The organism is Alistipes finegoldii DSM 17242 (assembly GCF_000265365.1).
Lineage (GTDB): Bacteria > Bacteroidota > Bacteroidia > Bacteroidales > Rikenellaceae > Alistipes > Alistipes finegoldii.
Map to the genome: position 1 here is coordinate 868,433 of NC_018011.1, position 12,508 is coordinate 880,940.

Sequence of the window (12,508 nt, forward strand, 5' to 3'; positions counted from 1 at the left end):
CTACATTCTGAATAATTTATAACTCAATTCCATGACGCTTTGGTAGGCTTTGAATCGGGCCATGGCGATCATAAAGAAGCCGAGGATGGGCGAACTTGCGTCCGAAGCGTAAATTCTGAAACATTCCTCGCAGAAGGAATCCGCGACATACAACATGGGGCTGCAGGCCAGCAGGGCGATATAGATCATAAACCACTGCTTCCAAAGCGACCGGAAAGGCGACATGGCCCCCAGCACCAAAATCAACGGGGCGCTCCAGTAGATAACCTTCAGCCCTACGGCACGTATCGTCAGAAACGTCGGGAAGCACAGGTAATTCACCAGGTCGGCAAAAGGTTTCAGGACTCCCTGGGCGATTAGATAACCCGCTGCATTCTGACCTGTCCCGCTCTTGAGAAACGCATTCATAAGTATATTCCCGAATGACGTGGAGGAATCAGGCGGCGGAACAGACCCGTCGCCGAGATTCGACTCCTTCATAAATTCCGCGATGGCGCTATCGGCATGGAGCTCGATAGGCATTAGGGCATTGACCAATGTCTCCATGAATCGTATCAGCTCCGGAAACAAATACACGAACAATCCGCCCAGGAATACCCAGGAGAGATCTTCCCAAATATCCTTCGCGGGATTATTCTTCTTCTGGAGATAGATCATACCGCCCTGCAACAGCACGAAGAACCCCGCAAGACGACTTACTTCAGGCGGGATCTCAACCTGCATGTTGGATAGGTCTGTGAGAAAATCGAAGCCCATATCGCTCAGAAATAGGTGTTTAACATTTCGCTGTTGTACTTGATCGCTTTAGCCTGGACGTCGATATAGCTGACCTGCGAGTTCAGCCGGTCGAGATCGTCGAGGACTTTACGGGTCTCGGCAAGGCGCTCCGCATCGCTCATCACCAGAAACCTGTCCGAAAAGACCTGGGCCCCGTAAGCCGTCACGTCGATACATTCGCGCGTCACCTGGTTGCACAAATCAACCAAACTCGTGGTGTACTGCACATCGAGCCGAAGGTTGCCGATCATTTCATAGACCTGCTTGATACGCCCCACGCACGCGGCCGACCGGGTCGCTATCTCCTGCACGTCCCGGATCGTGGCCAGTTTATTATTCACCTTTTCAACCGCGTCGATGCCCTTGTTGATACCGTCTTTGACGTTGACCATCGTTTGATAGGTCTGCACCATCTGTTGCAGTTGCTCGGCATGGTTCATCGCCTCCTGCAACTCCAAGCTCGGAGCCACGACGGCCACCTGAGCCTGTGCGACACCCCATCCCAGTATAAATAATCCTGCTAATAATATCCGTTTCATAGTCTGTAAATATTAAATTATTAATGTTCTTTCTCATAGAGTTCGATCGCCGCGGCCATCGACTGCGTTTCTTCATACAACTTGCCCAACTCATTGCATATCTTACCTTCGGTCTGGAACGCCAGATACGTCCTCGGGCTGACGCAAAGCGTCATTATCGTAGATTTCTTCTGGCGGAAAATGTAGAACGACGAGTATCTGGGATCATCCGTATAGTTGTTCTCAAGGGCAAGGACACAGTTGCGGTCATGCTCCGAGAACCGCTTGGCATACTTCTCGAAGCCTGTCGGATCTGCCCCGGCGAGAAATATCGTCGTGGCGATATTTTTCATCAGCGCACCCGCAGCTCCGCCTTCTTTCTTGTAGCGATCCCCGGCATTCAAGGCCAGCTGGTCGAGGTTCTGCAGAACGATACATGCCGAGCCGTCCTTCTTGCGAATCGCCTGCATCTGATATAACACGGCCGAAAAAATCATGTCCATCTGCATCAGCTCCGCGAACTCCTCGTAAATAATGAATCCTCGTTTGCCGGGCTGTTCCCAGACAAGGGTGCGGATCGCAATACCGATCAGGTGGACTACGATACTCAGCAACTGGGGCTTGGCCTTGATATTCTCCAATTCGAAGATCAGCAGCCGCTTACCCTTGAGCCGTGCCGTAGGATTGTCGCTTTGGGCCAGCACATTCTCATAGACACCCCCACAGCACCACTCGCTGCCGTTATGTATGAACTGGTTTATATTGAAATACTCCGGCCGGATCTGGCATCCATCCAGAATTTCAGCGTAATTATTGCTCAACCACGCATAGAACCCGCGCCACGACGACTCTAAAGGCAAGTGCAAATACATCATAACGATTTTGCGCAGCGAGACCCTCTCCTCGGCCGACGGCACCGCATCAGGCTTGATGATAAGCCACAATGTCTCGCAAATATCGTCGACCCGCTCCTCTTCGGACGAAGAGCCGAAAGCGAACGGATCGAGTCCCAATGCCTCACTGGGGCTATATCTGAAAGTGAACACTTCTTCCGGATCGTACAAACGCGCGGCCTTGTCGTAAGAGCCGCCGCAATCCACAATGATATTGATGTATTCGGCTGTCTTATCATGGTGGTAGGCATCCACGACCTTCTCCAAGGTCACGGTTTTACCGCCTCCCGTCATACCGACCACGGCGATATTCCTCGAATCCGCATACTTCTTATTCGCATCGTAAAGATCATAGCGAAGCGGCATATGATCCACAGGATCGCTGAAGAACACACCCTCGGCATCCGACTCGTATCCCCCGACATTCTGGAACAACGCGATAGCCTGTGTTATATCCGCGATATAATAGGCATCGCTGTCCATGCACGCCACGGTCGCAGGATTGGAGCAGTAGACGACATTTCGCAATTCCACACCCGTCGGCACCACAGGCTCGAAATGCCGCTGCTGCTTGAGGAAATTCGTGACGATCGTCCGGTATTCCTTGACCTGTTGTTCGCTTTCGCCCCAGTAGATGATATTCGTATGCCCCCGGACAAGCATCGCCTCCATGTTGTCACCGATATTATGGCGGGTCGTTTCCATTCTATTGCGCTGATCCTCGGCATCGTCCGAAAAACCACGGTTTTTTCGCAGCATTTTCAACGTCGCCTCGATCATGGCATACTCCGTATCATGCCCGGTAATCGTAATGATCTGGTTGCAGATGTGCGGAAAAGGCAAGCCGATACCCAAATCTTCGAGCGTGCCGATCGGAACTTTCACCCCACGGCCCGGATAGGGCGTGCGCAGCACTTCGGGGAACTGGCGTTCATGCTCGATGCTCACAGCTCCGACATAGTTATCGCCGGCACGGACATAGCGTTTCGTAGCGTAAACATCCGTCAGGAAATCGCTTTGATAACCGTTGAAATAGTAGTGCATATATTCCCGGATCTCCGGCTCGGACAAAGGCCGAATATCCAGCAGTCCCGATCCCTGCAACTGCAAATACATCGAATCCAGCGTATTCAGGAAATGAGAATAGGCGCCATCCTCTTCCTTGAATTCCTTATGCGAAAGGGTGACAAAAGGGTTCTGTGATTTGGGATTGCGCGTCTCTCGGAAACCCGTATAGACGATGAACAGGTACGACGTTCCGTTGGTTTTCAGGCGCGACCGGGCATATGCCTTTTCCTCGCGCTGGATATAGGACATCTCCGGCATACACGACGCATCGAAGTACGACCGGTCATAACGGTCGCTGCGCATGATGATCGTACCCCGCGGCAGATCCTTCAATGCCACGCGCCAGATCTCTACGATCTGGTCGTATGCCTCCGCAGTATAGGAATAGGCCGGCGGTAACAGAAGACGGTAACAGAATACGACGTCCCCCTGCTGCGTTATCATCCTGTTGTTCGCGTACTCCTCGACCAGGGACGAGGCATCGTACTGCTCGCTCCTTGCGCGTGAATACGACTGCACGACAAGATAAAGCACCAGCCCGACGATCCCTATGAACAGTATGAATACAGCTACGAGCATATCAACGGTTTTTTAAGTGAGAGGGGAACTGTTTCCCATAAGTCAGGTTCCGGGACAGGCGGTCTATATTGCGGAATATCCAAAAAACGACAACTCCCCACGGAATCCAGAACAGGACAAAAAGCGGATTGAAAATGACTATGAGGATCGGTATGCAGGCAATACCCACACATGCCATGAATCGCTCCGCAGGCATGCCTGCGACCATTACGCGGTCGCGTAAGCGTCGGTTGATATAGGACTCCATTATCGCAACAGAACATTCATACCGGCATAGATCAGACCCGTAATTATCGCAATGACGATCACGGCATAAAGAGCGTTCGAGAGGATCTTCTTATAATTTTCCCCGTTATCCATCAGGTTGTTTACCATCCAGTAGACCAGCGCTACGAGTGCCCCCAAACCAAATAATACGGGAATGAGGGTCTTCACATCGCTTTTTACAGAGGAAAGGCTCCATTGCGATGCCTGCTGCGCGAACAGCGAGGTCGCATAAATAGTCGCTACGATCGTAAAAAACAGTTTTTTCATAACACCTTATATAATTTATTGTTAATTAAATGATTGCATAAATTCATTCGCCTCCCGGCGTATTCTGACGGCAATTTCGTGCAGCGCCGCACGATCCATACTGCGGATTTTCGGTGGTAGTTCTTTCTTCCCGCTGATGTGTTTGAAGCGGAAGCGTTTGACATCCCCGTAGAAGTACACGAACTCCCCTTTTTTCAAGAGGTAGAAATCGCTGGCTATATAGCGGGGCTGCTTGACGCCGCGGCTCGTAACCGTCGTTCCGTTCGAGGACGAAGAGTAGGATTTCTCGGTTTTCACGATCCGGGGCATCAGCCCCTCGTAATATTTCGCGGTCTGCTCCGTGCGGGTGCGGCCGAAGAATTGGTGCGCAAGGTTCGACAGGACTGTACGCTGGTTGAACTCCTTGCCTCCTTGGGTACGTTGAATCTGGCTCAAATCCTGAGTCGTGTACACCACACAGACATGAAGGCTCCGAAGATACGCCATATAGTTCTGGACGCGGGGACTGGGAAGCTCCGCGGCTTCATCCAGCAGCGCGACCGCATAATCGTTATCCTGATCGCCCATCATCAGCAGGCCCGCATCGGCGATCATGGCCAGGATCGGAGCGTTCGAGGATGAATTCTTGGGTTCATTGACCAAAGCCAGCGCTTCGCAGTTCCCCGGACGGTTGATCCGCAGGTCGATGTCATTGCCGCTCAGCAGGAAGAACCCCGCATCCGTATTGATCGTATTGAGGGCCAGAATGACTGTTTGCAGGATATTACTCGTCGTTTCAGGATTATCCGCCCCCTGGAAGAACACCGACGCCATAGAGGAAACCTGCGGATCGCGGCCCAACATCTTCTTCAGCCTTCCGAACGGGATCACCTTTTTGCCTTCTTTCAAATGAAGGTTATCCGGATCGTTTATTATCGACATCAGAAAAGGAAGGTGGCAGCACTCCGGTTTGTAGAGCTTCAGATACCACGTTATGCTTTCAAGCAGCGAGGCTGCCGTATTTTTGAAGAAGCCGCCCGTCGATGTCGAATCTCTCGCGTCACCGCCCTGCGCAGCTATCAGGAAAGAGTCGATTCTCGACTTAAGCGACTGCTCGTCTTCGATGTACATGGGGTCGATCGGATTTATGCGCACACAGCGCTCATAGTCGAACAACGCGAATACATGGTAGGGAATCCCGGCCTCCGCAAAGAGCGGATAGACTGCCTGCGTAAGCTCGTATTTCTTCAGGTCGTGCAGCAGCATGGACATCCTGAACCTGACGGCATGCCGCACAAACGCCATGTTGCAGCTCTCCGTTTTTCCGCTACCCGATCCCCCGTTGATGTAGGTCTGGTCGTCGATACGCTTGATTTAGTGCACATGGCCCCGGCTGTCCTCGACCTCCATTGTCAGTTTCGACCACCCGTTAACGCACCGGGAAACGCGAATATACACCCACCGATACGTCGGTATCAACACAATAAGCCCTGCGGCAAGGGGCAGCGCCCACGACCAAAGGTAAGTCACGATCTCCAGCCCGGCCCAGACGTAGATATAGCCGGGAACCATGAACGCCAAAAGTATAGCACAGACACCCAGCGGCTTGCACCAGATATAAAGTACCGGAAGCAGGGCTGCCGCTATCGCCAAATATTCGAGCAGGTTCATAACGTCGATTGATTTCCAAGGATCAATACTATAATTATCAACAACATGGCAGCGACAGCGATAATGATATTCGAACGCTCCACAAGCCTCGGCACAGGCTCGGAACCATGAGCTTGTCCGGCCTTCTCGTTTTCTTCCCGGTACTTCTTATCCAGCATCGCCTGCTTACGCATCATATACCATACGACCGCCAGCAAGATCCCGCCCAGCAGCTTCATGGCAGAAAGCCATGTAAATTCATATCCATTCATCTGTATCAAATATTTAAATCCGTGTTCCGTCGGTTTACAACTCAATATCCTTTCGTGAGTACATTCAAAAGTTTGAAAGCGCCTTTCAGCAACACCTGCTGCGGCGTCAGGGGTATGACCTTCACCAGATTGGCTTTCGCCATCGCTTGTACCGCAACTTTGTGACGCGCAGCATGTCCGAAAATCTTATATTCCGGGGTCGGGAGTACGGAACGTTTACAGGCTGCCGCAACCCTGCGCTGCACCTCTTCCTTGTAGGTCTTAGCCACAGCAGGAGAAAACCGCTTATTGATGTAACGGTTGATATAGTTTTGCTGATTACGTACCTTTGCGAGTTCCTTCGAGGGAATCTTCGTCGAGACATACTCCTGGATCAGCTCCCGGCGCTTCTCTTCGATCAGGGGATAGATCTTCTCCTGCAAAACCTTTTTATAGTATTGCGCCTGCTCCGCAGAAAACGCCTTATCCACGTAGGCTGCGAATTCGTACTCGTTTTTCAATCGGACGTCCGGGCCGAACTGCTGCATCCCATATCGCTCGAACAGCCTTTCAGAATGAGGCGACAACTGCCGCATCAACTCGTTATTCGCGTCGAGCAGCCGCTCGGCATATTTATCCTGATCGGGGGTCAGTTCGCGTAACAACTGCTCCAACTGGCTCTGTTTTTCGACCACGACATGATAATCGGGAAGTTCCGACGCGAGAAATCCCTCTATCGCCTTCGCCAACTCTGCCTGACGCTCGATCTGGACTTTCTCCAGCCCTTCGAATATTTCCCCCAGTTCTTTGCGCAGAGCGCCGTATTTCATGTCGGGGTGTTCCTCTTCCAATATGTTTACGACACCCCGGCGCAGATCGCGGATCGCCTTATCCAGTTCTTTATCCTCCAGGGCCAAGCGTAATAGGGTTTCCTCTTTCGCATGGACGGTCAGTCCCCTATCCGCGAGAATCTCCTGCAAGCGCACCACCGGCTGTCCCCGCTCTGCGACATACGAATCCAGTTTCGCGGTCAGGGTTTTTACACGCTCCGGTTCCAGTCCGAGGATCTGGTTCTTCAGCGATGCGAAATCCTGCGGCCGCTCGCAGCGTTGCGCAACTTCCGAGACCCTCTTCCGGGCTTCTTCCGGCAGCAACCGTTCACGCGCCATCTCCTCGAAGCCGCGCAGATCCCGGATCCCGGCAGCGTCTTTACCGAAGAGCGCGAAGGCTTGACGGTTCACGAGCTCCGGCTCCCTTTCAGCCCAATATTCCCGGATAAAATCCGCGACTAAACGCCGCTCCTGATCCGCCATGTAACGACAGGCGTTGTCCAGGATTACCGACCGCCCGAGCCTCTCCTCCAAAAATTCCGTTTTTACAAGGAAGCAGTCCGTATCCCGACGCAATTTGATACTGTCGAAAAGATAATTTTCACGGCACCATGTGTCGGAGTATATCTCGACCCACTTATCGAAAACTTCGCGCCGGCGGTCGATGGCACGACGCATCACGATACCGCGCCTCAGTAATTTATGGGTCGTATATATCGGACTGTATCCTTGGAATCCCGCGGACTGAATCGTTTTATCTCCGACATTCGCAGCGACGCCTTCCGCCCAGGCAGGCATTGCCACGCCTTGCATGGTGTCCAGCCGGGCCAATTCCAGCTGGAGATCGTGCAAGCCGCACTCCATCAGTTCATCGGCATTCGCATCCGGACTCAGGGCTTTGATCTGCCGTACCAACTGCCCCTTGATCTGGTACAACTGCCGGGCATCGAGGGATTCGCATTGCAGCAAATTTTCATAGTATTCCCCATAGCTGCCGACTTTCAGCCGGCGGAACTCCAGGGCCTCCTGCCGCCGGACGGCGCGATCTTTCATAAGCTGCCGTTCGTACGCATAGGAAGACTGTTTGCGCAGATGCTTGGACTGCTCATAGCTTTCGGTAATGAGCCGGCTATGTACAAAGGTCTTATCGAAAATTCGCTCGCACGCGACTTTATAGGCTTCGCGGTTAAACCCTATCCTCACTTTCCGACCATTCAGGACATGCTTCTTACTGCCTCGGCCATTGGCATTGGGACTCAGGTTGAAGGAATTCGTAATATCACGCCGGCTGACAGCGATATGCACGTGCCAGTTATCGCCGGTCTTGGCCATCATCGGATGAAGGATCTCCTGGCTCCCGCCCGGACGAACCTTGTTTTCACGGATAAGTTTCCGCTCCAGCGTTGCAATCTTACGAGTGATCTCCTTCTCGTTATCCTCAGTAATACGCTGCCGCAGTTTCTCGATCTCCTTATAAATTTGCATATTCTTGCGGACTTCGGGATCGCTCTTTTTCCAGTAGCGGTCTTTCTCGACCATGCCGAACCACAACAGATCGTTGTTATCCTTAACCTCAGGGTGTCCGAAATTGCGGGCATAGGCATCCATACATTTCACCGCATATTCCTTGAGATAGGTGCGCATAAGAGTATCTTCGAGATCCGCAGGGACGACTTCACCGGCATCGGAGAGCGCTTGCCGCGTGTCGGCAATGGTACGGCGCAGATGCGCGATTTCCTCGCCGGAAGGAGAAAGCGAGAAGGTATAATAACGGGCCTCCTTCTTTTTCAGACCTTTGACATTGGCGTCGATCGCCTTCGTAACATCTTCACAATCGAAGGTACTGCCACGCCCGTTGAAAAAATATTCGCGACCCTCGACACGAACCGAATCGTTTTGTTTATCCAGATATGCAGACAACTGCCGGGAAGTAGCGTTCCCCAGCTGCTCCTGAACAAGACTTTCCTTCTCAAGATACCCGGCAAAATCCATCACAGAACTCTGACCGTATTTGGTGTTATCTACATAGTCTGTGATATACATAATTTTTCGTATTGGCTCTTGTAACGCACATAATCCTCTTTCGACAGACGGATTTGCATAATCGGGTTGCCCCGGAAATCAAAGGCGTCGGTCGCAGTTGTGAAGAATTTTTCCAAAAGCGACAGCGCTTCCGAGAGTCGGCTATCCTCTGTTTGGACGGCTGAATCATCATCGAGATCCGGAGCACCGGGCTCAGCATATTCCGAAAGCACTGGACGATCATCACGACGCAGCAGGGACTTGATAAAATCTTCTGTCCGCGATACCGAACCCGCAACTTTCACAAGCGTGACCTGATGGCCGACTTGGTTTTGGAGAATAGCTTTCAGGGCGTCACCTGCCGAGACCTCATAATCCAAATTATTCGTCGCATAATGCAGAATAATTCGTGAGGCAGCAATCCCCAAAGTCGTACATTTTCGCTCGGCAATAACACATAACTTTTCCTTAGCTTCTTGTGTTAATCGTACCGCAGAAAGGCTCTGTTTCCCCGTAACCTTTTTTGCCATTTTTTATGAGATATTTGATTAAATCGCCCAAAACAAGCGAAAAAACACACTTTATTTCACACCGCAAATATAATTGTTATTTAGTTATTTAAAGTATTTTTATGTTTTTATTGTGTATTTTGTATATTACGCTCATAACATAAATATATTTTATTTAATTGTATTCTAATAATTTACAATGTTTTTACAAAGCGAAATGATTCTTCCATCAGACAACAAACGAAAAGGCTCAGTTACGTTACTTGCAACAATTATTTTTCTACAAATCAATACATTACAACAAACATGTAACGTAATATGCAACAAAATCGAGGAAAAATTGCATCCGGCCATCCCACATAAACAACTACATATCAACACATTAGCAATAAAATCATAAAAACAGAATCACGCTTCAGCGTGATTCCCGCTTGTTCACAGAAAAATGTTACAGGATCAGCCGGAATTCGGCGGACGTAAAGGCGACCCGAAGAGGGGCAAGGCGTAATGCCCCTCTTCGGGTCAGATTGCGCTTGCGTAATCGCGCCTTCGTCCGTTGAAATCCGGATGTCCGTAAGGCATCGGGCGGGCACCGGGCTATGGAAAATTTCCAGAATTTTCCGAAGCCCGTTGTCCGTAAAATTCGCCCCGGCAGAGCCGGGGCATCGGGCGGGAATAACCGCCCGGAATTTTAGATGCCGGTAACATTTTTTTACCGATCTCCGGCGTAGCCGGGTGGGCGGCAAATAGCCGCCCGCGGACAAAATCGGCCCCCGTCGATTTTGTCCGCCCTTTGCTTCTTTCTTCACGAAAGAAGGAATCCCCCATTCGGGGGAGAAAGGGGGGCTTTGTCAGCCGCCAAAGCGAGGCTCCGGCGGAGCGCATGGCGGCGTACAGACAAATACCTATAATTTGCGCCGAGCTTGTCGAAGGCGCAAATCGCGGCACCGAAAATCTCCGCAAAGCGGAGTTTTCCGGTGCCCGCCCCGCCGAGGCGGGGTGTTGAATAGTGAAGGGAAGAAAGATAAAACCGAAGCTATTCACCGAATCCGGGTTGCGAAACACGCCTCGGCTGCGTCCGCAGACACGCGGCGAAGCCTTGGGCCGGAAGGCCGCGCCGGCTTTGCGCCGAGGACTTGGGCACGTAGCGGGCATTGCCGCTACCTGCCCAAGAAACGGGGTGAGTGACTTTTCTTGGGTTCCGGTTTCTTTGTGTCTTCAAGACAAAGAAAGCGGACGCGGTTTGAAGTGCACCCCAAATATTGGACGGATTAGTATTTGTTTAGATGGCATGAGTTCGGTATTGTACCGGGCTCATGTTGTTTAAGTATTTCTTTATCCGCTTGTTATTGTAGTAGTCGATATATTCTTCCAATTCTTTTCGGAAATGGTCTATGGATGAGAATTTTTGCAAATATAATAATTCGGACTTCAATAATCCAAAGAAACTTTCCATAGCAGCGTTATCCAGACAGTTACCCTTGCGCGACATGCTCTGTGTAATACCTTTCTGTCTTAAACGGAGCTGATACTGCTTCATCTGATACTGCCAGCCCTGGTCGGAATGCAAGACAATACCCGGAGAATCCGGTATTCTGGCAAACGCATCGTCCAGCATCTTCATGATCTGCATAAAGTTAGGGCGTTCAGCTATTTTATAGCTAATAATCTCCCGGTTATATAAGTCCATAATCGGCGATAGATATAACTTTACGCCGCAAACCGAAAATTCCGTAAGGTCAGTAACCCACTTCTGATTCGGTTTTTCGGCTGCAAAGTCGCGTTGCAGAAGATTGGGCGCTATCCGTCCGATCTGTCCTTTGTATGAACAGTATTTACGGAGCCTGACCTGACTTTTTATCCCGCAAATATTCATCAGCTTAAGTACGGTTTTGTGATTTATCGCATATCCGATCTTATTCATTTCAACGGTAATGCGCCGATAACCATAACGCCCCTTATGTTCGTGATATAACCTTATAATACTCTCTTTTTCGCGAGCATATTTATCGGGTTGTTTTGATTTTCTGAAGTGATAATAAAATGTGCTTCGCGCCATCCCTGCGGCTTTGAGCAATACTGAAAGCCGGCACTGCGGCCTTAGTCCTTCGATGGCTTGGGCTCTTTCCCGCTCTCGCGGACAATGCGCTCCTCGACTAAGGCCTGCAATTTTTTTAAGTAAGCATTCTCGGCACGAAGATACTCCAGTTCCTTAAGCAACTCTTCGTGCGGAGTCGTTTTGAGTTTGACTTTTTTAGTCTTCGATTTACTCATGGCCGGCCTCCTTCTTTGCGGTTTACGCCGCAGGCCTTCAGCACCTTGGTTTTGATAGAGCCGCTCCCATTGACGAATAACAAAAGGGCCCGGAATGCCGAAATGCACTGCTGTCTCCAGCAAAGATAGATGATTTTGGTGCATATGCTTCAAAACTGACAACTTAAATTCTGCACTGTAGCTACCGTGGCGCAGCTTAAGGCCGGCAAGGCCATGGCGCTCGAATAATGTTACCCACAAGTGAACTTGCGAGCGGCCACAGCCCAAGTGACATCCGGCTTCCCTAACCGAAAGTCCGCCTTCGAGTACCAGTTTTACGGCCTTTAAACGAATCTCATAATTATATTTCATAAAAAACACCCCAAAAGTGTCCAACTTTTGGGGTGCAGTACACTTTTGCTCCTTTTATCGCGCTGGCAGGATAAAAGGAGGTCTCCCCTGCGGGGGACGGAAGGGGGTAGCGAGGAGTGAACCGAACCTTTTGAGCCCTTCCACGGAGCTCGAAAGGAGAGGCGCGACGAGCGGGTCGCGCTTCGAAGGGCACGAAGTCATCGGGTTCGTGCCCGCAGCCGGAGGCTTCCGCTCTCTGCGCCGATCGGCGCAGGTAGGGGCACGTCCCGGCGC

At 51.0% G+C, this 12,508-nt stretch carries 11 protein-coding genes; all 11 read right to left on the minus strand.

The features are described 5' to 3' along the window. The 11 genes from ALFI_RS04010 to ALFI_RS04070 all read right to left on the minus strand — a co-directional run bounded on the left by ALFI_RS04010 (position 1) and on the right by ALFI_RS04070 (position 12,235). The gene (locus ALFI_RS04010) at positions 1 to 756 is read right to left on the minus strand and encodes a hypothetical protein (RefSeq protein ID WP_014774872.1); all 756 of its coding nucleotides are present in this window, start codon (positions 754 to 756) and stop codon (positions 1 to 3) included. 5 nt (positions 757 to 761) lie between these two features. Further along, positions 762 to 1,316, minus strand: coding sequence for a hypothetical protein (locus tag ALFI_RS04015; protein WP_014774873.1), 555 nt, complete (start codon positions 1,314 to 1,316; stop codon positions 762 to 764). Positions 1,317 to 1,336: 20 nt separating this feature from the next. After that, positions 1,337 to 3,835 (minus strand): TraG/VirB4 family ATPase, encoded by a 2,499-nt coding sequence (locus ALFI_RS04020; protein ID WP_014774874.1) that lies wholly within the window; start codon positions 3,833 to 3,835, stop codon positions 1,337 to 1,339. A gap of 246 nt (positions 3,836 to 4,081) precedes the next feature. Continuing rightward, positions 4,082 to 4,369: a hypothetical protein gene (locus tag ALFI_RS04030; protein WP_014774876.1), complete on the minus strand. Its 288-nt coding sequence runs from the start codon at positions 4,367 to 4,369 to the stop codon at positions 4,082 to 4,084. Positions 4,370 to 4,390: 21 nt separating this feature from the next. Continuing rightward, positions 4,391 to 5,653: a type IV secretory system conjugative DNA transfer family protein gene (locus ALFI_RS04035; protein WP_014774877.1), complete on the minus strand. Its 1,263-nt coding sequence runs from the start codon at positions 5,651 to 5,653 to the stop codon at positions 4,391 to 4,393. A gap of 69 nt (positions 5,654 to 5,722) precedes the next feature. Beyond that, positions 5,723 to 6,019 carry a hypothetical protein gene (locus tag ALFI_RS04040; protein ID WP_014774878.1) on the minus strand — a complete coding sequence of 99 codons (297 nt, stop codon included), beginning with the start codon at positions 6,017 to 6,019 and terminating at the stop codon, positions 5,723 to 5,725. Next, on the minus strand, positions 6,016 to 6,270 hold the full coding sequence (locus ALFI_RS04045; protein WP_014774879.1) for a hypothetical protein: 255 nt from the start codon (positions 6,268 to 6,270) through the stop codon (positions 6,016 to 6,018). Before ALFI_RS04045 ends, ALFI_RS04040 begins: the two co-directional genes overlap by 4 nt. Positions 6,271 to 6,311: 41 nt before the next feature. Further along, a complete protein-coding gene (gene mobB, locus ALFI_RS04050; protein ID WP_014774880.1) occupies positions 6,312 to 9,122 on the minus strand; it encodes a MobB family relaxase in 2,811 nt (936 codons plus the stop codon). Further along, positions 9,101 to 9,631, minus strand: coding sequence for a hypothetical protein (locus ALFI_RS04055; protein WP_014774881.1), 531 nt, complete (start codon positions 9,629 to 9,631; stop codon positions 9,101 to 9,103). The genes mobB and ALFI_RS04055 overlap by 22 nt, the downstream gene beginning before the upstream one ends. Positions 9,632 to 10,892: 1,261 nt before the next feature. Further along, the gene (locus ALFI_RS04065) at positions 10,893 to 11,780 is read right to left on the minus strand and encodes an IS3 family transposase (RefSeq protein ID WP_117615371.1); all 888 of its coding nucleotides are present in this window, start codon (positions 11,778 to 11,780) and stop codon (positions 10,893 to 10,895) included. After that, entirely contained in the window at positions 11,711 to 12,235 is a 525-nt protein-coding gene (locus tag ALFI_RS04070; RefSeq protein ID WP_032558195.1) for a helix-turn-helix domain-containing protein, read from the minus strand. Before ALFI_RS04070 ends, ALFI_RS04065 begins: the two co-directional genes overlap by 70 nt. Positions 12,236 to 12,508: the final 273 nt, after the last annotated feature.